At 70.1% G+C, this 20662-nt stretch carries 20 protein-coding genes and 1 tRNA gene; 3 read left to right on the top strand and 18 right to left on the bottom strand.

Going from position 1 to position 20662, the window contains the following annotated elements:
- Window positions 1–2 precede the first annotated feature (2 nt).
- From JOD63_RS06235 to JOD63_RS06225, 3 genes are read right to left on the bottom strand one after another with little or no spacing between them, the layout of a single operon-like run.
- Window positions 3–1202 (bottom strand): glycoside hydrolase family 3 N-terminal domain-containing protein, encoded by a 1200-nt coding sequence (locus JOD63_RS06235; RefSeq protein WP_045274059.1) that lies wholly within the window; start codon window positions 1200–1202, stop codon window positions 3–5.
- A 58-nt stretch (window positions 1203–1260) separates the two neighbouring features.
- A complete protein-coding gene (locus tag JOD63_RS06230) occupies window positions 1261–2346 on the bottom strand; it encodes a zinc-binding metallopeptidase family protein (protein ID WP_045274068.1) in 1086 nt (361 codons plus the stop codon).
- Window positions 2347–2395: 49 nt separating this feature from the next.
- Window positions 2396–2869 (bottom strand): VOC family protein, encoded by a 474-nt coding sequence (locus tag JOD63_RS06225; protein ID WP_045274058.1) that lies wholly within the window; start codon window positions 2867–2869, stop codon window positions 2396–2398.
- A 168-nt stretch (window positions 2870–3037) separates the two neighbouring features.
- Between JOD63_RS06225 and JOD63_RS06220 the strand changes: the two genes are divergently transcribed.
- Window positions 3038–4225, top strand: coding sequence for an IS481 family transposase (locus JOD63_RS06220; protein ID WP_045274019.1), 1188 nt, complete (start codon window positions 3038–3040; stop codon window positions 4223–4225).
- 53 nt (window positions 4226–4278) lie between these two features.
- On the opposite strand, the gene JOD63_RS06215 is transcribed toward JOD63_RS06220, so the two are convergent.
- From JOD63_RS06215 to rplU, 10 genes are all read right to left on the bottom strand, one after another.
- Window positions 4279–4351 (bottom strand) — tRNA-Ala (locus JOD63_RS06215).
- A gap of 69 nt (window positions 4352–4420) precedes the next feature.
- Window positions 4421–4804, bottom strand: a complete 384-nt coding sequence (rsfS, locus tag JOD63_RS06210) for a ribosome silencing factor (RefSeq protein WP_045274375.1) — start codon at window positions 4802–4804, stop codon at window positions 4421–4423.
- Window positions 4804–5949: a hypothetical protein gene (locus tag JOD63_RS06205; protein ID WP_045274374.1), complete on the bottom strand. Its 1146-nt coding sequence runs from the start codon at window positions 5947–5949 to the stop codon at window positions 4804–4806. Before JOD63_RS06205 ends, rsfS begins: the two co-directional genes overlap by 1 nt.
- Window positions 5946–6542 (bottom strand): nicotinate-nucleotide adenylyltransferase, encoded by a 597-nt coding sequence (gene nadD / locus JOD63_RS06200; RefSeq protein ID WP_084613325.1) that lies wholly within the window; start codon window positions 6540–6542, stop codon window positions 5946–5948. The genes JOD63_RS06205 and nadD overlap by 4 nt, the downstream gene beginning before the upstream one ends.
- A 5-nt stretch (window positions 6543–6547) precedes the next feature.
- Window positions 6548–6772 (bottom strand): hypothetical protein, encoded by a 225-nt coding sequence (locus JOD63_RS06195; RefSeq protein ID WP_045274372.1) that lies wholly within the window; start codon window positions 6770–6772, stop codon window positions 6548–6550.
- A 52-nt stretch (window positions 6773–6824) separates the two neighbouring features.
- A complete protein-coding gene (locus tag JOD63_RS06190; protein WP_045274371.1) occupies window positions 6825–8084 on the bottom strand; it encodes a glutamate-5-semialdehyde dehydrogenase in 1260 nt (419 codons plus the stop codon).
- A complete protein-coding gene (gene proB / locus JOD63_RS06185) occupies window positions 8081–8923 on the bottom strand; it encodes a glutamate 5-kinase (RefSeq protein ID WP_045274370.1) in 843 nt (280 codons plus the stop codon). Before proB ends, JOD63_RS06190 begins: the two co-directional genes overlap by 4 nt.
- On the bottom strand, window positions 8920–10428 hold the full coding sequence (gene obgE / locus JOD63_RS06180) for a GTPase ObgE (protein ID WP_045274369.1): 1509 nt from the start codon (window positions 10426–10428) through the stop codon (window positions 8920–8922). Before obgE ends, proB begins: the two co-directional genes overlap by 4 nt.
- Window positions 10429–10522: 94 nt before the next feature.
- Entirely contained in the window at window positions 10523–10780 is a 258-nt protein-coding gene (gene rpmA, locus JOD63_RS06175) for a 50S ribosomal protein L27 (RefSeq protein WP_045274368.1), read from the bottom strand.
- A 19-nt stretch (window positions 10781–10799) separates the two neighbouring features.
- On the bottom strand, window positions 10800–11108 hold the full coding sequence (rplU, locus tag JOD63_RS06170) for a 50S ribosomal protein L21 (RefSeq protein ID WP_045274367.1): 309 nt from the start codon (window positions 11106–11108) through the stop codon (window positions 10800–10802).
- 239 nt (window positions 11109–11347) lie between these two features.
- On the opposite strand from rplU, the gene JOD63_RS06165 reads away from it, so the two are divergent.
- Window positions 11348–11620: a DUF4031 domain-containing protein gene (locus JOD63_RS06165; RefSeq protein WP_045274366.1), complete on the top strand. Its 273-nt coding sequence runs from the start codon at window positions 11348–11350 to the stop codon at window positions 11618–11620.
- Window positions 11621–11623: 3 nt separating this feature from the next.
- On the opposite strand, the gene JOD63_RS06160 is transcribed toward JOD63_RS06165, so the two are convergent.
- Window positions 11624–14089, bottom strand: a complete 2466-nt coding sequence (locus JOD63_RS06160) for an Rne/Rng family ribonuclease (RefSeq protein WP_045274365.1) — start codon at window positions 14087–14089, stop codon at window positions 11624–11626.
- Between the two features lie 305 nt (window positions 14090–14394).
- Here JOD63_RS06160 and JOD63_RS06155 point away from each other — a divergent pair, with 305 nt between their 5' ends.
- Window positions 14395–15012 (top strand): vitamin K epoxide reductase family protein, encoded by a 618-nt coding sequence (locus JOD63_RS06155; RefSeq protein ID WP_045274364.1) that lies wholly within the window; start codon window positions 14395–14397, stop codon window positions 15010–15012.
- Between the two features lie 60 nt (window positions 15013–15072).
- Here the strand turns inward: JOD63_RS06155 and ndk are convergent, their stop codons facing one another.
- The 4 genes from ndk to ileS are packed head-to-tail and all read right to left on the bottom strand — an operon-like array spanning window position 15073 to window position 20648.
- Window positions 15073–15486, bottom strand: coding sequence for a nucleoside-diphosphate kinase (gene ndk / locus JOD63_RS06150; RefSeq protein WP_045274363.1), 414 nt, complete (start codon window positions 15484–15486; stop codon window positions 15073–15075).
- A 1-nt stretch (window position 15487) separates the two neighbouring features.
- The gene (locus JOD63_RS06145; RefSeq protein ID WP_045274379.1) at window positions 15488–15919 is read right to left on the bottom strand and encodes a DUF4233 domain-containing protein; all 432 of its coding nucleotides are present in this window, start codon (window positions 15917–15919) and stop codon (window positions 15488–15490) included.
- A complete protein-coding gene (locus JOD63_RS06140; RefSeq protein ID WP_045274362.1) occupies window positions 15916–17268 on the bottom strand; it encodes a bifunctional folylpolyglutamate synthase/dihydrofolate synthase in 1353 nt (450 codons plus the stop codon). Before JOD63_RS06140 ends, JOD63_RS06145 begins: the two co-directional genes overlap by 4 nt.
- Window positions 17265–20648, bottom strand: coding sequence for an isoleucine--tRNA ligase (ileS, locus tag JOD63_RS06135; protein WP_045274361.1), 3384 nt, complete (start codon window positions 20646–20648; stop codon window positions 17265–17267). Before ileS ends, JOD63_RS06140 begins: the two co-directional genes overlap by 4 nt.
- Between the last annotated feature and the right edge of the window lie 14 nt (window positions 20649–20662).

Raw genomic sequence — 20662 nt, 5'->3', positions numbered from 1 at the left:
CCTCACCCGGCGCAGTCGTCGCACGGCTGGAACGGAGTGCCCGCGGCCGCCTGCGCCAATCGGAGAGCCGTCACGCGCTCCGCAGCCTCGCTGAGTCGCGCTTCGTTGAGATCGCCGGCCTCGACTGCGGCGACGAGGCCGTCGACGATCCGCGCCGCCGTGTCGGGACCCGAGAACATGACGGCGAGCACCATGTCGTTTCCCGCGGCGACGGCGGCCACCGCGTTGCGGACGGGATCCGCGTAGGCCGGATCCCCCGAGGCCTGCAGCATGCCGAGGTCATCGGTGATCGCGACGCCGGTGAACCCGAGCTCCTCGCGGGCGATGCGATGCCACTCCGCCGACAGGCTGGCCGGCCGCGGGTCGACCGCTGTGTAGGCGAGGTGTCCGAACATCAGCATGCCGGCGCCGGCGTCGATGCCTGCGACGAACGGCACCGCGTCTGCTTCGCGCCACTGCTGCTTCGACATCGCGGTCGACGGGATGCCCTGGTGCGAGTCCCCCGGCGCGGCGCCGTGCCCCGGGAAGTGCTTCAGCGTCGAGACGACGACCGACTCGGACTCTCCTGCGACGGCTGCAGCGACCCGCTCGCCCGCGGGTCCGGGTGCGGTGCCGAGCGCGCGTCGGTAGATGAACGACGACGGATCGTCCGTCTCATCGGCGACGACGCCGAAGTTCACCCCGAGCCCGGCACGGAGCACGAGCGCTCCTCGCCCGGCGAACGCGGTGCCCGCCGCCGCGGGCGGTTCGTCCTTGAGAGTGAGCGCCGACGGGAAGGCGTCCCACGGCAGCCGCGACACGTCGCCGCCCTCCTGGTCGATCGCGAGGAGCGCCGGCAGCGCCCGGTCGATGGTCAGCGCGTCGGACAACCGGCGGAGCTCCGCCTCGGAGCCGGGGACGTTCGCCCCCATGAGGATGAACCCGCCGATGGCGGTGCCGGTCATGTACTCCCGCAGCTGCGCCGGATCGGCGGTGGGGATGTGGCCCATGACCACGGATGCCGCGCGTTCCCGCAGCGACATCGCGGCGACCGCCGCTCGGGCGGCGTCGTCGACGCGGTCGGGGGCGGCGGCGACGACGCTGACCTGTCCGTCGCCTGCAGCGTCGCTCGGCGCGGCCGTCGAGGCCGCAGCGGGGTGCGACGCGAGCGCGCCGACTGCGACCACCAGAAGCCAGGAACCCACCCGCCCCGAGATCGTCACCCTCCCAGCGTAGATCGCGCGACGCTCGCGCGAGCCGAGACGCCGCGCGTCCGGGCGCTCACGCGAACTCCGTCTCCTCACGGAGGGCCGCGGCGAGCTGATCCGCCGGCGACAGCGGGGCACGGGTGATGATCTCGTGCACGAAGGCCAGCTTCTCGCGCACCGGCGGCGCGATGGTGAAGGGGTACAGGTCGCCGAGCCCCATCGACCGGTTCACCCGGTTGAACGCCTGCGACAGCCATTCCCAGTCGGCGAGCAGGAGCTGCACGGGGGCGGCGGCGTACGAGTCGAGGGGCACGACGTCGGTGTCGCGCAGGTTCGTCGCTGCGGCATCGAGATGGATGCCGATCGCCGCGGCGGTCTGCAGGGTGCCCGTGATGTGCAGGTAGTGCGCGAAGGTCTCGGCGAAGTCCTCCCACGGGTGCATCGTCGCGTACTCGGAGATGAAGGAGTCCGCCCACCCTTCGGGGGCGCCCAGGCGGTAGTGGCGGTCGAGGGCGTCGCGGTAGCTGGCCCGTTCGTCGCCGAAGATCGCCCGGGACCGCGCCCACAGCTGGTCGTTGACGAGGAGCACGTTCTGGTAGTAATGACCGACCTCATGCCGCAGGTGGCCGAGCATGGTGCGGTACGGCTCCCCGAGCCGCACGCGCAGCGCCTCGCGCCGGTCGTCGAGGCTCTCGGCGAGATCGATGGTGACGATGCCGTTGGCGTGGCCGATCATGACGGGGCGGCCCTCGCTGAGACTCGAGAGCAGGTCGAAGCCGAGTCCGCCCTCCTCGACGTCCCACGGGGTGATCGGAAGGCCGAGGTCGCTCAGCTGCAGGAGCAGGCGTCGCTTCGCCTCCTCGGTCTTGGCGAGCTTCTCGAGTGCGACGGTGTCGTCCGCGGCGGGGCGCCGTCGGGTGAGCCGGCACGAGAAGCAGCGGCCGGCGGGGGCGTTCTCCCATACCAGCCAGTTGCACGACCACTCGCGGTTGCTGCACGTGTACCAGACCTGATCGCCGACCGTGGCGCGTCCGTGCACCAGGCCCACGAACTGCCGGGTGGGGATGTGGTAGCCGAGCTCGCCGGCGCAGTTCGGGCAGCGGAGGACGTCGAGGTAGACGAAGTGGCGGCAGTGCGGACAACGGGGCTGGGTGCTCACGGTCTCACCGTACCTGTCGCCTCGGCTGCCGCCGCGCACCGCTTGTGGATCACCCGGCCACCGCTCGCTCCAGTTCCGCTATGTCGATCCGGCGCATGCGCAGCATGGCCTGGACGGCTCGATGCGAGACCGCAGGGTCGGAGTGTCGGATGAGCTCGATGAGCCGGTCGGGCACGATCTGCCACGACAGTCCCCATCGGTCCTTCAGCCAGCCGCAGGGCTGCTCCTCGCCGCCGTCCGCGGTGAGCGCATCCCAATAGCGGTCGACCTCCGCCTGATCGGCACACGAGACGTACATCGAGATCGCCTCCGTGAACGGGAACTGCGGGCCGGCGTCCATTGCCTGATAGTCGCGGCCGGCGAGTCGGAAGTGCGCGTGCATGACCTTTCCGCCCATGCCGGGCACCTCGGCCGGGTACCGACTGAGCGTCACGACCTCCGAACCGGGGATCAGTGCGACGTAGCGCGAGATCGCCTCCTCGGCATCGTCGTCGAACCAGAGGAAGGGCGTGACATCGGTCATGGCGCCCACCCTGGTGCACAGCCGCGCCCGACGCAACAGGGTGATGGAATGCCGAAAGCCCCGGCGGTGCCGGGGCTTTCATTCGGTGGACCTGAGGGTGTCTGGGTTCACGACATAGGCGACAGTTGATAGGCGACACATGAGTCGCGTCATAGGCGACACTCGGGCATGTCGTCGAAGCATCGGGTCGTGGTGTTGAAGATCGTCGCGGGAGAACTGTCGGTCACCGCGGCAGCAGCCGAGTTCGGGATCTCGCGCCAGTATCTGCATAAACTCCTCGCCCGATACCGCGACCGCGGCCTCGACGGGCTGGACCCGCTCTCGCGCGCCCCGTTGACGAGCCCGCACGCGACCACCGAACAGGTCCGGGATCGGGTCGTGCAGCTGCGGCAGTCGCTGACCGCGGCCGGTACGGATGCAGGCCCGGTCACGATCGCGTGGCACCTCGAGCAAGAAGGGCTGCGGGCACCATCGACGTCTACGATCCGCCGCATCCTGCACGCTGCCGGACTGATCGCTCCCGAACCCCGCAAACGCCCCAGAAGCTCGTACGTCCGGTTCGAGGCTGCCCAGCCTAATGAGACCTGGCAGTCCGACTTCACCCACTGGCGCCTCGCCGACGGCACCGACGTCGAGATCCTGAACTGGCTCGACGACCACTCCCGTCTGCTGCTGTCGTGCACCGCCCACCGGCCCGTCACCGGCAGACACGTGGTCGACACCTTCCTCACCGCCGTCGACAGCTACGGGCCGCCCGCGTCCACGCTCACCGATAACGGCCGCGTCTACACCGCCCGCCACGGCGGGGGACGCAACGAATTCGAGTACGTCCTCGCCGCCCTGAACATCCGACAGAAGAACGGCGCCCCGAACCACCCACAGACCCAAGGGAAGATCGAACGCTTCCACCAGACCCTGAAACGCTGGCTCACCGCCCACCCACGCGCCCGCGACATCGTCGAGCTGCAAACCCAGCTGGACACATTCCGCGACCACTACAACACGGCACGCCCGCATCGCGCGCGCGAGGGAAGCACCCCCGCCACCGCCTACGCCGCCACCCCGAAAGCCCTACCCGCCGGCGCCCGCACCGACGCCGTCCACTACCGGATCCGCTACGACCACGTCGGCACCAACGGGAAGATCAGCTTCCGCAGAGCCTCTCGCATGCATCACCTCGGCATCGGCGTCGAACACCGCGGAAAACGCTGCATCCTCATCGCCGACAAACACACCGTCACCGTCGTCCACCTCGACACCGGCGAAATCATCGCGACCAACACCATCGAACCCACCCGAACCTACTGGCGAAACAACGAAAGAGAGCCCGGCCGATGGCCGGGCTCTCTTTCTTGAATGTCTCCTATGTCACGACTCAGATGTCATCTATGTCGCGACTCATCACACGGTGGACCTGAGGGGACTCGAACCCCTGACCCCCTGCATGCCATGCAGGTGCGCTACCAGCTGCGCCACAGGCCCTTGTTCGCCTCCCCGCCGTGGCGGGGCAACTCGTCTAGCTTACAACACGAGAGGCGATGGTCTTGACCATCACGACGTTTCGGATGCGGTCCGTTCGGGCAGCTCGATGGCAACCGTGGGGCAGTCCTTCCAGAGGCGCTCGAGGCCGTAGTACACGCGCTCCTGCTCGTGGAAGACGTGCACGACGAGGTCGCCGAAGTCGAGGAGAACCCAGCGCGACTCCTGGCGACCTTCGCGGCGCAGCCGCTTGTAGCCGGCCTGGAGCAGCTGGTCCTCGACCTCGTCGGCGATCGCGGCGACGTTGCGCTCGCTGCGGCCGGTGACGAGCAGGAAGATGTCGACGAGCGGCAACGGTGCGGAGACGTCGAGCGCGACGAGATCCTCGCCGCCCTTCGCGTCGGCCGCGGCGGCGGCGATGGCGAGCATGTCGAGTTGGACCTTGTCGACCGACATCACAGCACCCCCGTCGCGAACGCGAGGATGAGGACGCCGACGAGCGCCAACGCGAGCACGCCCGCGGTGATCGCGAGGACCATCATGAGGCGACTCCCCTTCTCGGGAGCGGGCGGCTGGATGACCTCTCCGGCTGCCTTGACCGTGCTCACCGCGGCACTCGCAGCGATCGGCGTCGGAGACGAGTGGGCGGGGAGCTCACCGTCGACCAGGACCGCATCGACCTCTTTTCCGTCGGCGGTGCCGGCGGCGTGACCGGTCGAGCCGAGTCCCTCGGGCAGGTTGAACGACCCGGTGATGAGCACGTCGCCCGTCGCGGTGACCGGCGCCACCATCGCCGAGACCTCAGGTGCCTGCGACATGATGAGCGCGTTGGGGGCGGATGCCGTACCCGACGACGAGTGGGTCAGCAGCTGGTCGAACGACGGGGGCACCGAGACGTCCGCCGGCGTGCCGCCGAGGAGGCTCGCGCCGATGGCGGGGCTCACCGAGCGGGAGTCGTCCGCCGGCGCTGCCTCGGGCTCGGCATCCTTCGCCGCGGGGCTGAACGGGGAGGCTTCCGCCTCGTCGCGCACTGCGGGTTCGGCCGCCTGCCAGGTGGGCATCGGGGCGATGACCGGTACGGGCTCGGCAGCCCGCTCGCCCTGATCGGCGGAACCTGCCAGACCGAACAGCGCGTGGACGCCGGAATCGGTCGACGGGGCAGCGGGCTGGGGCTCGGCGGCGACGGCCGGCGCCGCGGCATCGGGGGCGACCGGCATCGCGGCGATGACCGGCGGGTGCAGCGCAGCGTGCGCGGCCGCGACCTCGGGGGTGATGACCGGAACCGAGGCGGTGCGGATGCGCTCCTGCTGGCGCGCCTGCCGCCGCGTGAGCGGCGATACGCCGAGGTCGACTGCCGAGTCCGCGCCGGGCGGCGGTGCGAGCTCGACGGGCGCCGCGGGGCGCGCCAGTGGCGCGGGCGGCGGGATCGTGGCGACGGGTGCCGGTGCGGCACTCGCGGCGGTCATGGCGCCGGATTCCGACTCGACGGGGGCCGCGGAGGGCGCGTCAGCGGTGATGACCGGGGTCGCGCCGGTGTTGCGGATGTCGCGCATCTGCTTGCGCGTCAGCGGAGCCGGCGCGTGGTGCTCGGGTGTGCTCATTCCTTGCTCCGATAGAGATGATGCTTCGCAATGTATTGGACGACCCCGTCTGGTACGAGGTACCACACCGGATGTCCGCGTTCGACGCGTTCACGGCAGTCGGTCGACGAGATCGACAGGGCGGGGATCTCGAGCTGGCTCACATCGTCGGTCGGCAGACCGTCGGTGCTCAGTACATGGCCGGGTCGGGAGACGGCGACGAAGTGCGCGAGGTCCCACAACTCATCATGGTCCCTCCAACTGAGAATTTGCGCTATGGCGTCTGCGCCGGTGATGAAGAACAGCTCCGCGTCGGGGCGCTGAGCCTTCAGATCGCGGAGCGTGTCGATGGTGTACGTGGGCCCGTCACGGTCGATGTCGACCCGGCTGACGGTGAATCGGGGGTTGGACGCCGTCGCGATGACGGTCATCAGATACCGGTGCTCCCCCTCCGACACCTCGGACTTCTGCCACGGCTCACCGGTGGGGACGAAGACGACCTCATCGAGATCGAACCACTGGGCGACCTCGCTGGCGGCCACGAGGTGGCCGTGATGGATCGGGTCGAACGTCCCGCCCATCACCCCGATCCTCGGGGTCCGCGTCGCCGGCATGAGCCTCAGTGGCCGTGGCCCGCCTGCTGCACGTCGTTCGCGTGGGCCTTCGCGTACGCCTCCGCCTTGTCGGAGTGGCGGTTGGCGACGTTGCGGTACGACGCCGTCACGAGCGCGAGCGCCGCGAACACGGCAGCGGCGACGAGGCCGTACCAGACCGTCTCGAGGGCGACGTTGCCGTGGTGCTCGGCTTCTTCCGCGACGAGGGCGGCGATCGTGGCGATGGTCATTCGTGCTCCGTTCGGATTCGCCTGCTGGCGAGGCAGGCTCCAGTCTATGCGCTCAGGCGCGCACCTGCCCGGCACCCCGCGCGAGCCACTTGGTGCTGGTGAGCTCGGCGAGGCCCATCGGACCGCGCGCATGGAGCTTCTGCGTGGAGATGCCGACCTCGGCGCCGAAGCCGAATTCGCCGCCGTCGGTGAATCTGGTCGAGGCGTTCACCATCACGACCGCAGAGTCGACCTCGGCGAGGAACCGCTCGGCGTTCACGGGATCGTCGGTGATGATCGACTCGGTGTGCTTCGTGGAGTAGCGGCGGATGTGCGCGAGCGCCTCGTCGAGGTCGTCCACCACGGCGATCGCGATGTCGAGGCTCAGGTACTCGGCTGCCCAGTCGTCGTCGGTGGCGGGCACGACGCCCGACGCGAGCGCGGCGACAGCGGGGTCGCCGTGGACGGTCACGCCGCTGCTCTGCAGCGCGGCGACCACGGGCGGGATCAGCCGGTCGGCCGCATCGCGGTGCACGAGCACCGTCTCTGCGGCGTTGCACACGCTCGGCCGCTGCGTCTTCGCGTTGACGACGATGTCGCGTGCCCAGTCGAGCGACGCGCTCGCGTCGAGGACGATGTGCACGACGCCGGCGCCGGTCTCGATGACGGGCACCGACGATTCGGTGACGACGGTCTCGATAAGCTGCGCACTCCCCCGAGGCACCAGCACGTCGACGACACCTCGCGCGTGCATCAGCTCGCGGGCGCCGTCGCGACCGAACTCGTCGACCGTCTGGATCGCTTCGGGGTCGATCCCCTGTGCTTCGAGGGCGCCGCGCATCGCACGGATGAGTGCGGCATTCGTGGATTCGGCGGCCGAGCCTCCGCGGAGGACGACGGCGTTGCCTGCGCGCAGGGCGAGCGACGCGATGTCGACCGTCACGTTGGGGCGAGCCTCGTAGATGGACCCGACCACGCCGAACGGCACGGCGACCTTGGTGAGCGTGAGGCCGTTCGTGAGCGTCCGCTCGTCGAGAACGCGGCCCACCGGGTCGGGCAGTGCCGCGATGTCGCGCACGGCGTCAGCGAGGGCGGCGACGCGGGGCGCATCCAGCCGCAGCCGGTCCTGCAGTGCATCCGACAGGCCGGTGGCACGGCCGCGCTCGAGATCCTCCGCGTTCGCGGCCACGATCTCGCCGTCCGCCGCTTCGATGGCGTCGGCGATCGCGAGGAGCGCCGAGCGCTTCGCCTCGTCGGAGAGCAGGCCCACGGTGCGGGCGGCGGCCTGGGCCGACAGCATCCGATCACGGGCGGTCGTGGTGGTGGCGGTCATCCCGTCAGTGTATCGACGGCCGTGCGCAGCGGCCCCGTCGCGGCGGGAGCCGCCGGCTCGGGATTGGGCTGGAACCACGTGCCGATCTCGGCGCCCGACAGCGCTTCGCCGACGAGGTCTGCGCTCGTCACGAGCACGCCGATGCCGGCGTCTGCCGCGAGCCTCGCGGCGGAGACCTTCGTGGCCGCTCCGCCGGTGCCGACGCTGTTGACGACGACGGAGCCGAACTCGAAGCCGTGCAGGTCGTCGCCGTACGCGACGGCTGCAATCGGTCGGGCGCCGGGCTCCTGCGGAGGCCGCGTGTAGAGGCACTCGATGTCGCTGAGGAGCACGAGCGCGTCGGCCCCGATGAGCTGGGCGACGAGGGCCGCGAGCCGGTCGTTGTCGCCGAAGCGGATCTCGTGGGTCGCGACCGTGTCGTTCTCGTTGACGATGGGGAGGATGCGCAGACCGAGCAGGCGCTCCATGGCGCGCCGGGCGTTCGAGCGGTGCGTGGCGTTCTCGAGGTCGCCCGCGGTGAGCAGCACCTGGCCGGCGACGATGCGGAACGGGCGGAGCGAATCCTGATAGCGGTAGATCAGCACGTTCTGGCCGACGGCGGCAGCGGCCTGCTGCGTGGCCAGGTCGTTCGGACGCGCGTCGAGGTTCAGGTACGGCATGCCGGTCGCGATCGCGCCCGACGAGACGAGCACGACCTCGGTGCCGCGACCGTGCGCGGCGGCGAGGGCTTCGACGATCGGCGCGATCTTGTGCGCGTTCTCACCCGAGATCGACGACGAGCCGACCTTCACGACCACGCGGCGCGCAGCCGGGATGTCGGCGCGCTGCAGCGCCGTCACTCGGCGTCTCCGCCGTCCTGGCCGCGCTCGGCGCGGCGTTCGGCTTCGAGTTCGGCGCGCGCGGCAGCCTTCGCGTCCATCGAGTCGTGGTAGCGTTCGCGACGCTCCGACGTCGTGCGACGCGTGCTCTGCAGCAATCGCGGATCGGTGCCGCGCGGTGCGGTCATCAGCTCGGCGGCCGACGTCACCGACGGCTCCCAGTCGAAGATGATGCCGTCGCCCTCGCCGATGACCACTGTCGCGCCCGGCGTCGCGCCGGAGCGGAACAGCTGGTCCTCGACGCCGAGACGCTCGAGGCGGTCGGCCAGGTAGCCCACGGCCTCCTCGTTCTGGAAGTCGGTCTGCTGCACCCAGCGCACCGGCTTCTCGCCGAGGATGCGGTAGATGTTGCCGTACGTGCCGCCTTCGACGCGCACCGAGAAGTCGCGCTCCGCAGCCTTCGGGCGGATGACGATCCGCTCCGGTGCCGGCGCGGACGCCTGCTCGACGCGGTGGCGGGTGATGAGATCGCCGAGGGCGAAGGTGAGGTTGCGCAGGCCCTCGTGGCTCACCGTCGAGATGTCGAACACGCGGAAGCCGCGCGCTTCGAGTTCGGGTCGCACGAGGTCGGCCAGGTCCTTCGCCTCGGGCACATCGACCTTGTTGAGCGCCACCAGCTGGGGCCGCTCGAGCAGGGAGACCTGACCGTCGGGCACGGGGTACGCCGCGAGCTCGGCGAGGATGACGTCGAGATCGCTCAGCGGGTCGCGTCCGGGCTCGAGCGTGGCGCAGTCGAGCACGTGCACGAGAGCGGTGCAGCGCTCGACGTGCCGGAGGAACTCGAGTCCGAGGCCCTTGCCCTCGCTCGCGCCCTCGATGAGTCCGGGCACATCGGCGACGGTGAACCGCACATCGCCCGCCTGGACCACTCCGAGGTTGGGGTGCAGCGTGGTGAACGGGTAGTCGGCGATCTTCGGCCGCGCCGCGGAGATCGCGGCGATCAGGCTCGACTTGCCCGCCGACGGGTAGCCGACGAGTGCGACATCGGCGACGGTCTTGAGCTCGAGGAGGACATCGCCCTCCCACCCGGGCGTGCCGAGCAGCGCGAAGCCCGGCGCCTTGCGCTTGGGGTTCGCGAGCGAGGCGTTGCCGAGGCCGCCGAGACCGCCCGGGGCGACGACGAAGCGCATGCCCGGCTCGAGCATGTCGACGAGCACGTCGCCGCTCGGGTCCTTCACCACCGTGCCGACCGGCACGGTCAGCTCGAGGGACTCGCCGATCGCGCCGGACCGGTTGTCGCCCATACCGAAGCCGCCGTTGCCGGCGGAGCGGTGCGGCGAGTGGTGGTACGACAGCAGCGTGGTGACCTGCGGGTCGGAGACGAGCACGACGTCGCCGCCGTGGCCGCCGTTGCCGCCGTCCGGGCCTGCGAGCGGCTTGAACTTCTCGCGGCGGACAGAGACGCATCCGTTGCCGCCTTTTCCGGCGCGCAGATGCAGCGTCACCCGGTCGACGAACGTGACCATGCGTCCCCCTCAGTTGTCGGGCCTAGCCCAGGGTAAAGGGAAGGGGCGAGCCGAAGCCCGCCCCGTCCTGGAAGATCTGCGTGTGCAGTGTGGATTACTCCGCAGCCGCCACGATGTTGACGACCTTGCGGCCGCCCTTGCTGCCGAACTCGACCGCACCGGCGGCGAGGGCGAACAGGGTGTCGTCGCCACCGCGGCCGACGTTGGCGCCGGGGTGGAAGTGCGTGCCGCGCTGGCGGACGATGATCTCGCCGGCGAGGACCTGCTGACCGCCGAAGCGCTTCACGCCGAGGCGCTGTGCGTTGGAGTCACGACCGTTACGGGTGGAGCTTGCGCCCTTTTTGTGTGCCATCTCTGCGTCTCTCCCTGGCTTACTTGATGCCGGTGACCTTGACGCGCGTGAGGTCCTGGCGGTGGCCCTGGCGCTTCTTGTAGCCGGTCTTGTTCTTGAACTTCTGGATCACGATCTTCGGGCCGCGCTCCTCGCCGAGGACCTCGGCGGTCACGGTGACCTTCGCGAGCTTGTCGGCGTCGGTCGTGACGGTGTCACCGTCGACGAAGAGAACCGCGGGCAGCTCGATCTTGTCGCCGATCTTGGCCTTCTGGCGGTCGAGGACGACGATCGTGCCGACCTCCACCTTCTCCTGCCGGCCGCCGGCGCGCACAACTGCGTAAACCACTTCACACCTGTTTCGTCTTGGGAGCGCACAGCTCCGGTTGTCTTTGCGAGACTCTCTCCCCGTGCGGGAGAGGGAAGTCCTGGTGCGGATGCCACGCTCGATTTCGATCGCTGGGTTGCGGAGCGTGTGCCGAAACCGCGATGAAAGCGGCGCACCAAGGATCTACTTTACCGGATGGTCGGACAACTGGCAAAAGCATCCGGCGCCGTGTCGCACCGCGCTCTCGTAGGATCGGCCGTGTGATCCTCATCGACGACCCGCGATGGCCGGCGCACGGCCGACTGTGGGCGCATCTGGTCAGCGACAGCGACCTCGATGAGCTGCACGCCTTCGCCGCGGCGAACGGAATCCCGCGCCGCGGATTCGACCTCGACCACTACGACGTGCCCGACGACGCGCACGCACGCCTCGTCGCCGCCGGAGCACATCACGTGGACGGTCATGAGCTCGTCAAGCGCCTCATCGCCTCCGGACTGCGGGTGACTGCGCGGCAGCGCCGCGCAGCCACCTGAGCATCAGTCCTGAGTCGGGGGCGTGTGAGACACGGGCGTGCCCGTGAGCGCCGCCGTCGTGACCCGGCGCCGTGCGCGGCCCTGACCGGGTGCCTTGGGCTCCGGGAGCGCGTTGAGCACCGAGTCGAGAAGCAGGTCCTTCTCGGTGCGGGGAGCCCCGCCCTTGCCGGAGTCGGCGCGCTTCTTGCGCGGCTTCTTCGCGCGTTCCGGCTTGTCGACCGGAGCGGACGCAGCCGGCGCCTCGACGGCGGACTCACCCTGTTCGTCGGCGTGGTGGATCGTGGATGCCGCGATCTGCGCGAGCGCCGACTTCACGCCCTCCGTGATCGTGTGCGTCCCGCCGCCGTTGGGCTGGCTGGCCGGCGCGGGCGCACTGCTGCGCGGGCGCCGGTTCGACGACTGCGGTGCTCCCCCGGACTGGGCGCGGTGCTTGACCACGGGGTCGTGGTGCACGATCACTCCACGCCCGGCGCAGACCTCGCAGGCCTCGCTGAAGGTCTCGAGCAGGCCCAGACCCAGCTTCTTGCGCGTCATCTGCACGAGGCCGAGCGAGGTGACCTCGGCGACCTGATGCTTGGTGCGGTCGCGGCTCAGGCACTCGACGAGGCGTCGAAGCACGAGGTCTCGGTTGGACTCGAGGACCATGTCGATGAAGTCGACCACGATGATGCCGCCGATGTCGCGCAGACGCAGCTGTCGGACGATCTCCTCGGCCGCTTCGAGGTTGTTCTTGGTGACGGTCTCCTCGAGGTTTCCGCCGGACCCGACGAACTTCCCCGTATTGACGTCGACGACCGTCATCGCCTCGGTGCGGTCGATGACGAGAGAACCGCCCGAGGGGAGCCAGACCTTGCGGTCGAGAGCCTTCTCGATCTGCTCGGTCACGCGGAACTCGTCGAACGGGTCGTGGTCGCCCACGAACGCGTCGACCCGCTCGAGCAGATCGGGTGCGACCGATTCGAGGTACTTCGTGATGGTGTGGTGCGCGTCCTCGCCCTGGATGAGCATGCGCGTGAAGTCCTCGTTGAAGACATCGCGGACGATCTTGACCAGGAGGTCGGGCTCGGAGTGCAGCAGGGCGGGAGCCTGCATGGACTGCACCTGCTTGGAGATGTGCTCCCACTGGTTGGTGAGCCGCTGCACGTCGCGCGTCAGCTGATCTTCGGTGGCGCCCTCCGCGGCGGTGCGCACGATGACGCCCGACGACTCGGGGAGCACCTCCTTGAGGATCTTCTTCAGGCGCGCGCGCTCCGTGTCGGGGAGCTTGCGGGAGATGCCGTTCATCGCGCCGCCGGGAACGTACACAAGGTAGCGGCCGGGGAGCGAGATCTGGCTCGTCAGGCGGGCGCCCTTGTGGCCGACCGGGTCCTTCGTGACCTGCACGAGCACCTTGTCGCCGGTCTTGAGCGCCAGCTCGATGCGGCGCGGCTGGTTGCCGGTCTCGACGGCGTCCCAGTCGACCTCGCCTGAGTAGAGCACCGCGTTGCGACCGCGACCGATGTCGACGAACGCGGCCTCCATGCTCGGGAGCACGTTCTGCACGCGGCCGAGGTAGACGTTGCCGATCAGCGACGCATCCTGGTTGCGGGCGACGTAGTGCTCCACGAGCACGTTGTCTTCGAGCACCGCGATCTGCACGCGTCCGTTCTTCGAGCGCACGATCATCTCGCGGTCGACCGCCTCGCGGCGGGCGAGGAACTCCGCCTCGGTGACCACGGCCCGGCGGCGGCCGGCCTCGCGACCGTCGCGACGACGCTGCTTCTTCGCCTCGAGTCGCGTGGATCCCTTGATGCGCTGGGGCTCGGTGATGAGCTCGACGGCCCGCTGGCGGGGAGCCTGGTGGCGCGGCTCGGGGGCCTCGCCGGTCTCGGGCGCGTCACCGCCCCTGCGGCGGTTGCGGCGGCGGCTGCTCGACGAACCGCCCTGCTCGACCTCGCTCGCGGCGCGGCCGAACGACGACTCCGGGCGGGCCGGGAGCGGCACGAACTCGGGTGCGTAGAAGTTGAGGACGGTGCTCACCGCCGAGGTGAAGTCCTCGGGCAGCAGGCCCAGGCTCACCGCGGTGACGGGTGCGGCATCCTCCGCTGCGGCGCTCTCAGCCGGGGCAGCTTCGTCAGCAGGTGCAACTTCGTCAGCAGGCGCGGCAATCTCAGCCGGCGCTTCTGCGGGCTCCTGTGCGTCGTCAGGCGCTGCATCCGCTGCGGGCTGCTCGGCAGCCGCCGACTCGTCGGCCGAGGGGGCCCGCTCGTCGTCGACCGACGCCGGCGCGTCGACACCCGCGGGCTCGTCGGCGGCGGGCGTCTCATCGGCCTGCAGGCCCGAGTCCGCGACCGTCAGGTCGAGCACCTCGACCGCTTCGATCGAGGCGGCGACCTCCGCATCGGAGACGTCGGCGCTGGCCGGGGGGCCCGCTACCGCTGCATCCGTGTCGTTCTGGGGGTCGAATTCGTCTTGTGTTCCATCGGCCATCACTGCCGTACTCCCTGGCGGGGCGACACCGCGCGTCGCCCGGCGAAATCTCGTGCGGCGCCGCACCTGCGGTGCCGCGAACTCACTCGGTCTGCAGCGGGATCCCAGCTCTCAGCGGGAGCTCTCACTGCCACGGGCGTCCGTCGCCCTGAAGTCTTCTGGTGATGCGTTCCGCGGCGCGGCCGCTGTGCATCGACCATCATTATCGCACTTTCCCCCGTCGATCGCTCGTCGGCGGCGCGCCGGAGATTTCGCACGGTCCGCCGATGAGCCTCCGCGCAGGTGCCGATGCCATAATCCGAACCATGTCGACAGCCGCTTCACGAACCCGCCCGACCGGTCTCGCCGTGTGGCTCGTGATCGCGGGCGTGGTCGGCTGGTGGGCTGCATTCCAGCTCACCGTCGAGAAGTTCGCCGCTCTCGCCGAGCCCGGCACGGGCGCATCCTGCGACTTCAGCCTGCTGGTGCAGTGCACGAAGAACCTCGACTCCTGGCAGGGAAGCGTGTTCGGATTCCCGAACCCGATCCTGGGGCTCACCGGCTGGATGGCCCCGATCGTGGTGGGAATGGCGCTCGTCGCGGGCGCCAGGTTCGCGCGCTGGTTCTGGTGGTGCTTCTGGGCCGGCATCGCGTTCGCGTTCGGGTTCGTCGTCTGGCTCATCAGCCAGAGCATCTTCGACCTCGGCACGCTGTGCCCGTGGTGCATGGTGACGTGGGCGGTGACGATCCCGACGTTCTACGCCGTCACGGTGCACCTGTTCCGCTCCGGCCAGGTGACCGCCTCCGAGCGGGTGCGCAGCCTCGCCGGCCGGTCGATGGCCTGGGTGCCTCTCGCGACGATCGTCAGCTACGCGATCGTCATCCTGCTCGCGCAGGTGCGGCTCAACGCCATCCCGAACATCTGGCAGACGATCGTCGGCTGAGACGCGTTCGGCGCCCCGCGGTGCGGGACGCCGAACGATGACAGATGCGGATGCGTCGCGTCAGAACCAGATCGCGAGCTCGCGCGCGGCCGACTCGGGGCTGTCGGATCCGTGCACCAGGTTCTGCTGCACCTTCAGACCCCAGTCGCGGCCGAGGTCGCCCCGGATGGTGCCGGGCGCGGCGGTCGTCGGGTCGGTGGTGCCGGCGAGCGAGCGGAAGCCCTCGATGACGCGGTTGCCCGCGAGTCGGATCGCCACGGACGGACCCGAGAGCATGAACTCGAGGAGCGGCTCGTAGAACGGCTTGCCCGCGTGCTCGGCGTAGTGCTGCTCGAGCAGATCGCGCTCGGGCTCGACGAGCTTGATGTCGACGAGGGAGTATCCCTTCGCCTCGATGCGGGCGAGGATCGCACCGGTCAGTCCGCGTGCGACACCGTCGGGCTTGATGAGGACGAGAGTCTCTTCGGTGGCCATGTCAGTCTCCGTTCGCCGTTTCGGCTTCGTCGAGGGATGAGGCGGCGAGGCGCGCATTGCGCTTGTCCAGCGCCGCTCCCTTGATCGTCGCATACCCGTACAGGAGCCCGAAAATCACGGCGACGATCGCGAGTGCGGGCACGAGGAACGCGCCCAGCGCGACCACGACCTGCAGCGCCCAGCCGAGCGCGATGCCCCACCGATACCGCGTGAGACCGGCGGTCACGAGCATGAGCAGGGCGAGCCCGACACCTGCGACGATCCCCCACCACGCGGGGATCCCGCCCGGAAGATCGTCCATTCCGTAGATGACGAGTCCGCCGAGGAACGCGATGAGCGACTCGGAGCCGAGCACGATCGAGGCGAGAGACTCCGCGGCACCGCGCGGGCGGCGGGCGCGGGGTGCGGGAGCGGGAACGGCGGCGCCGCTCATGCCGACCACCCCGCCTTCCAGTCCTCGGCTGAAGCGAGACCGAGCGCCTCGCCGGCGAGGAGGACCGATCCGGCGATGACCACAGCACGACGATCGGATGCCGCCGCCCATTCGCGGGCCGCCTCGGCGGCCCCGGACAGGTCGTCGTGCACCGTCACGCGCAGATCGCGCGCCTCGGCGAGATCGGCGATCTCCTCGGCGCCGTCGGCGCGGTCCGAGTTCGGCGTCGTCGCGAACACGTGCGCGGCGATCGGGGCGAGCTCGTCCACGATGCCTGCGGCGTCCTTGTCGGAGAGCACACCGAGGACCACGCCCCATTCGTCGAAGTCGAACGATTCACGGAGCGCCGTGACGAGCGCGCGGGCGCCGTGGGGGTTGTGCGCGGCGTCGACGAGCACGGTGGGCGCTGCGCCGACGAGCTGCAGCCGACCGGGCGAGGTGGCCTCCCCCAGGCCCTCGGCGAGGATGTCGCCGGCGATGGCCTGGGCGCCGCCGCCGACCAGGGACTCCACCGCTGCGATCGCGAGCGCGGCGTTGAAGGCCTGGTGGCTGCCGTAGAGCGGAAGGTACTCCTCCGCGTACGTGCCGGCGAGGCCGCGCACCGTGAGCTGCTGGCCGCCCACGGCGAGGCGCTGCTCGACCAGGGCGAAGTCGGTCCCCTCGAAGGCGATGGTGGCGCCGTGCTTCGCCGCCTCGGCCCGCAGGACCGCCTCGACGGCGGCATCCTGCTTCGCCGACACGACTGCGGCGCCATCCTTGATGATCCCCGCCTTCACGGTCGCGATCTCGACCAGCGTCTCACCGAGACGGTCGGCGTGGTCGATGTCGACGGGTGCGAACACGGCGACGTCGCCGTCGGCGGTGTTGGTCGAGTCCCACGCGCCGCCCATGCCCACCTCGAGCACGAGCACGTCGACGGGCGCGTCGGCGACGGCGACGAAGGCCAGCGCGGTGAGCAGCTCGAAGAACGTGAGCGGCTCCTCCCCGGCGGCCCCCAGCTCGGCGTCGACGATCTCGACGAACGGCGCGATCTCGTCCCACGCATCCGCGACCGCGGCGTCGTCGATGGGCTCGCCGTCGATCATGATGCGCTCGGTGAAGCGCTCGAGGTGCGGGCTCGTGAACAGACCGGTGCGGAGGCCGTGAGCGCGCACCAGGCTCTCGATGAGCCGACTCGTCGACGTCTTGCCGTTCGTGCCGGTGACGTGGATCACCCGATACGTCTTCTGGGGGTCGTCGAGGTACTCGAGCAGGCGTGCGGTGCGCTCCTTGCGCGGCTGCACCCAGCGCTCGCCCGCGCGGGCGAGGAGGGCGGCGTAGACCGCGTCAGCGCGTGCGGCATCGTTCATGCCGTCACCTCCGTCTTCGACACGGCGACGGTGAAGCCCCCGCGGTTCGCGAACGTGCCGGCGTCGAAGCGCGCGCGATGGTCGTGGCCGTCGACGAGGGCGTCGGCTCCCACGTGCACCGCGTGCTCGACCGCGAGCGTCTCGCCGGCGACGTCCGCGACCTCGAACGCCGCCGTGACGGCTGCGCCGTCCGCGTCGTCGTCGAAGGCGAGAGTGAGACGGATGCGGTCGCTGACGTCGAAGCCGGCGGCCTTGCGGGTGTCCTGGATCGCGCGGACGACGTCGCGGGCCAGCCCCTCCGCCTCGAGCTCGGGAGTGGTCGTGGTGTCGAGCAGCACGAATCCTCCGTCGGCGAGCAGGGCGATCGCGGTTCCTTCTGCGACGCCGCCCGCCTCGAGGGTGAGTTCGTACTCCCCCTCCTGCAGCGCGACGCCGTCGACGACGACCACGCCGTCGACCTCGTCCCACACGCCCGATCGCGCGCCGGCGATCACGTGCTGCACCTGCTTGCCCAGGCGCGGTCCCGCGGCGCGCGCGTTCACGCTCAGCCGCTTCGAGATGCCGTAGCGCTCGGCCACGTCCTCCGACAGCTCCACGAGTTCGACGGCCTTCACGTTGAGCTCATCGCGCAGGATGCCGTCGAACTGGGCCAGGGCCGCGGCATCCGGCACCGCGACCGTGAGCAGCGGCAGCGGCAGGCGCACGCGCTTGCCCTCGCGCTTGCGCATCGCGTTCGCGACGCTCGACGCTTCGCGCACCGCGTCCATGGCGCTGCGGATGTCGTCTGCGGCGGCGAAGCGGTCGGCGTCGGGCCAGTCCTCGAGGTGCACGCTCCGGCCGCCGGTGAGCCCCTGCCAGACCTTGTCGGAGACGAGCGGGATGAGCGGTGCAGCGACGCGGGTCAGCGTCTCGAGCACGGTGTAGAGCGTGTCGAACGCCTCGGTGCTGGTCGGATCTGCGGCATCCACCCCCACCCAGAACCGGTCGCGCGAGCGGCGGATGTACCAGTTGGTCAGCGCCTCGGCGAAGTCGCGCAGCTTCGCGGCGGCCGTCGTCGAGTCGAGGCCCTCGAGGTCTTCCGCCACGCCCCGCACGAGGTCGCCGGTGAGGGCGAGGATGTACCGGTCGAGCACGTTCGTCGAGTCGGTTCGCCAGGTCGCCTCGTAGCCGTCGCCGTCGGGGCCGCCCGCAGCATTGGCGTACGTCGCGAAGAAGTACCAGGCGTTCCACAGCGGCAGCATGAACTCCCGCACGCCCGCGCGGATGCCCTCCTCGGTGACGACGAGATTGCCGCCGCGGAGGACCGACGAGGCCATCAGGAACCAGCGCATCGCATCGGAGCCGTCGCGGTCGAACACCTCGCTGACGTCGGGATAGTTGCGCAGCGACTTCGACATCTTCAGGCCGTCGGAGCCGAGCACGATGCCGTGGCACGAGACGCCGGTGAACGCCGGGCGGTCGAACAGCGCCGTCGAGAGCACGTGCATCACGTAGAACCAGCCGCGGGTCTGCCCGATGTACTCGACGATGAAGTCCGCCGGCGCGTGCTCGTCGAACCACTCGTGGTTCTCGAACGGGTAGTGCACCTGGGCGTACGGCATCGACCCCGAGTCGAACCAGACGTCGAACACGTCCTCGATGCGGCGCATCGTGGACCGCCCCGTCGGGTCGTCGGGGTTCGGTCGCGTCAGATCGTCGATGTACGGCCGGTGGAGGTCGACCTCGCCCGCCTCGTTCACCGGCAGGCGTCCGAAGTCGGCCTCAAGCTCCGCCAGCGAGCCGTAGACGTCGACGCGCGGGTGCTCGGGGTCGTCGCTCTTCCACACCGGGATGGGCGACCCCCAGTAGCGGTTGCGGCTGATCGACCAGTCGCGCGCGCCCTCGAGCCACTTGCCGAACTGGCCGTGCTTGACGTTCTCGGGCACCCAGGTGATCTGCTCGTTGTTCGCGAGCATCCGGTCCTTGATCGCGGTGACGCGCACGAACCAGCTCGACACCGCCTTGTAGATGAGAGGGTTGCGGCACCGCCAGCAGTGCGGATACGAGTGCTCGTAGCTCGCGAGACGGAGAAGGCGCCCCTCGGCGCGCAGCAGGCGCACGAGCGGGGTGTTGGCGTCCATCCAGAGCTCGCCGGCGACGTCGGTCACCTGCGGCAGGAAGTGTCCCCCGTCGTCGAGGCTCATGATGAGCGGGATGCCGGCGGCCTCGGTGACGCGCTGGTCGTCCTCACCGTAGGCGGGCGCCTGGTGCACGATGCCGGTGCCGTCGCCGGTGGTGACGTAGTCGTCGACGAGGATGCGCCAGGCGTCGCCGGTGCCCCAGGTGTCGGCATCCGCGTAGTAGTCGAACAGGCGGTCGTAGGTGACGTCCTGGAGGTCGCGGCCGAGCACGGTCTGCTCGACGGCGTCGCGCGCCGCGTCGCCGGACTCGTAGCCGAGGTCCTTGGCGTAGTTCGCGAGGAGCGGCTCGGCGAGGAGGTAGCGGTGCGCCGTGGCCTCGATCGGGTCGTCTCCGGCGTGCACGTCGGCGGCGCCCGCGGGCCCGCCCGGCACGACGACGTAGGCGATGTCGGGGCCGACGGCCAGCGCGAGGTTCGTCGGCAGCGTCCACGGCGTCGTCGTCCACGCCAGGGCCCGGACGCCGGTGAGGCCGAGCGCCTCCGCCTTGAGCCCGGTGAGCGGGAACGTGACGGTCACCGACGGGTCCTGCCGCATCTTGTAGACGTCGTCGTCCATCCGCAGCTCGTGGTTCGACAGCGGGGTCTCGTCGCGCCAGCAGTACGGCAGCACGCGGTGACCCTCGTAGGCGAGATCCTTGCCGTGCAGCTCCTTGAACGCCCACAGCACCGACTCCATGAAGCCGGTGTCGAGCGTCTTGTAGCCGTTGTCGAAGTCGACCCAGCGGGCCTGCCGCGTGACGTAGTCCTCCCACTCGCGCGTGTAGGCGAGCACGGACTCCCGGGCCTTGGCGTTGAACGCGCCCAGCCCCATCTCCTCGATCTGGCTCTTCTCGGTGATTCCGAGCTGCTTCATCGCCTCGAGCTCGGCGGGCAGGCCGTGGGTGTCCCACCCGAACACGCGGTCGACCTTCTTGCCGCGCATCGTCTGGAAGCGGGGGAAGAGGTCTTTGGCGTAGCCGGTGAGCAGGTGCCCGTAGTGCGGCAGCCCGTTGGCGAACGGGGGGCCGTCGTAGAAGACCCACTCCTCGGCGCCCTCGCGGTTCGCGATCGATGCGCGGAAGGTCTGGTCGGCCTCCCAGAACGCGAGGGTCTCGCGCTCGATGTCGGGGAAGCGAGGGCTGGGGACGACGGATGCCGGCGCATCGGCCGCGGGGCCGAACGCGGAGTCGGTCCCTGAGCGTGAAGGGCGGGGGTAGGTCATTTCTCTCGCAGGTG

This window comes from Microbacterium terrae (genome assembly GCF_017831975.1).
Lineage (GTDB): Bacteria > Actinomycetota > Actinomycetes > Actinomycetales > Microbacteriaceae > Microbacterium > Microbacterium terrae.
The sequence above is the reverse complement of the archived record's forward strand: the minus strand, read 5'-3'. Positions and strand labels throughout refer to the sequence as shown.

Coding starts and splice junctions, on each gene's coding strand:
- JOD63_RS06225 (WP_045274058.1), bottom strand. CDS start 2,869: ATGACCGATGTCACGCCCTTCCTCTGGTTCGACGACGATGCCGAGGAG.
- JOD63_RS06220 (WP_045274019.1), top strand. CDS start 3,038: ATGTCGTCGAAGCATCGGGTCGTGGTGTTGAAGATCGTCGCGGGAGAA.
- rsfS (WP_045274375.1), bottom strand. CDS start 4,804: ATGTCGGTCGACAAGGTCCAACTCGACATGCTCGCCATCGCCGCCGCC.
- JOD63_RS06205 (WP_045274374.1), bottom strand. CDS start 5,949: ATGAGCACACCCGAGCACCACGCGCCGGCTCCGCTGACGCGCAAGCAG.
- nadD (WP_084613325.1), bottom strand. CDS start 6,542: ATGCCGGCGACGCGGACCCCGAGGATCGGGGTGATGGGCGGGACGTTC.
- JOD63_RS06195 (WP_045274372.1), bottom strand. CDS start 6,772: ATGACCATCGCCACGATCGCCGCCCTCGTCGCGGAAGAAGCCGAGCAC.
- JOD63_RS06190 (WP_045274371.1), bottom strand. CDS start 8,084: ATGACCGCCACCACCACGACCGCCCGTGATCGGATGCTGTCGGCCCAG.
- obgE (WP_045274369.1), bottom strand. CDS start 10,428: ATGGTCACGTTCGTCGACCGGGTGACGCTGCATCTGCGCGCCGGAAAA.
- rpmA (WP_045274368.1), bottom strand. CDS start 10,780: ATGGCACACAAAAAGGGCGCAAGCTCCACCCGTAACGGTCGTGACTCC.
- JOD63_RS06160 (WP_045274365.1), bottom strand. CDS start 14,089: ATGGCCGATGGAACACAAGACGAATTCGACCCCCAGAACGACACGGAT.
- JOD63_RS06155 (WP_045274364.1), top strand. CDS start 14,395: ATGTCGACAGCCGCTTCACGAACCCGCCCGACCGGTCTCGCCGTGTGG.
- ndk (WP_045274363.1), bottom strand. CDS start 15,486: ATGGCCACCGAAGAGACTCTCGTCCTCATCAAGCCCGACGGTGTCGCA.
- JOD63_RS06145 (WP_045274379.1), bottom strand. CDS start 15,919: ATGAGCGGCGCCGCCGTTCCCGCTCCCGCACCCCGCGCCCGCCGCCCG.
- JOD63_RS06140 (WP_045274362.1), bottom strand. CDS start 17,268: ATGAACGATGCCGCACGCGCTGACGCGGTCTACGCCGCCCTCCTCGCC.
- ileS (WP_045274361.1), bottom strand. CDS start 20,648: ATGACCTACCCCCGCCCTTCACGCTCAGGGACCGACTCCGCGTTCGGC.